Below are 1163 nucleotides of genomic sequence, written 5' to 3' on the forward strand. Positions count from 1 at the left end.
GTCTTCAGCACGACTGGCCAGCCGGTGTCGTCCCCGAAAGCGACGAGAGCGTCGACGTCGGCCACGGCGGCCCAACGCGGGTTGGGAAGTTCCAGCCGGTCGATCGCGGCACGCATCACCAACTTGTCCTGGGCGTTGACCAGCGCGTCCGGGCCCGGGTGGACGTTGACGCCGGCATCGATCAGCGCGCGCAGGTGACCGGTGGGGACGTGCTCATGGTCAAAGGTAAGGACGTCCAGTCCGCGGGAGAACTCCAGCAACTGGTCGAGGTCGGTGTAGTCGCCGACGGGGGCCGTGGCCACGGCAGCGACCGCGGAGACGTCTTCAGCTTCCGCCAGGACGCGGAGTTCGAAGCCGAGGGCGGTGGCGGCCGGAGCCATCATGCGGGCAAGCTGGCCGCCGCCAACCACCCCGATTACAGGAAAAGTCACGTCTACCAGCCTACCGAAAAGCTCACAGGAACCGGCCGCCGCGCGCCCGGCCCCCCGAAACAGGGCCATTATTGCGGCGTAAACTGGCACGAACCACCCTGATCCTCGCGCCGGATTAGAGGAGGCCGGGGCGTCCACCCGGGAAACGGCGCTAAAATGGGCCGTCGGCCATCTGGCCAACCGATTCAAAGGCCACGGAGGGTCATGATTAACACACTTGCGGACCGGATGCGCGGCCTTGCCTCGCTCTTCTGGCGCGAAGTGGCGAAGTTCGGCGCCGTCGGCGGTGTCGCCTTCGTCATCGACAACGGCCTGACCTACTACCTGATGCACGGCGCCATGTCCGACAGCGAAGCGAAGGCCCGGTTCGTCGGGGCCACAGTCGCCACGATCTTCTCCTGGATCGCGAACCGCTTCTGGACCTTCCGCCACCGCCGCCAGGCCAACGTGCTGCGCGAATTCATGATGTTCGTCTTGATTAACGGCATTGGTATCGGCATCTCCACCGGCCTCACCGCCCTCGCCAAGTACGGCATGGGAATCACGGACAAGAACATGCTCTTCTCCGCCGGAATTGTCGGCATCCTCGTCGCGACGGTGGTGCGGTTCTTTGCCTACCGGTTCCTGGTCTTCAACAAGGAACTCGACGACGAGCCGGAGTTCTCGCACGATCACGAAATCATCGACCGGCCGCCGCACACCCAGCCGGGCGTCACCGTCCCGGAGCAGGGT

General features: G+C 65.2%; 1 protein-coding gene and 1 pseudogene. One reads left to right on the forward strand and one right to left on the reverse strand.

Annotated features, from left to right (window positions below; translation table 11 throughout):
- Positions 1-383: pseudogene (locus AB4Y86_RS19310) on the reverse strand (5-(carboxyamino)imidazole ribonucleotide synthase); the annotation flags it as partial.
- 252 nt (positions 384-635) lie between these two features.
- Here AB4Y86_RS19310 and AB4Y86_RS19315 point away from each other — a divergent pair.
- A partial coding sequence (locus tag AB4Y86_RS19315) for a GtrA family protein (RefSeq protein ID WP_441403732.1) occupies positions 636-1163 on the forward strand: 528 nt, incomplete at its 3' end.

Source organism: Arthrobacter sp. 2YAF22_2, assembly GCF_052114645.1.
Classification (GTDB): Bacteria; Actinomycetota; Actinomycetes; order Actinomycetales; family Micrococcaceae; genus Arthrobacter.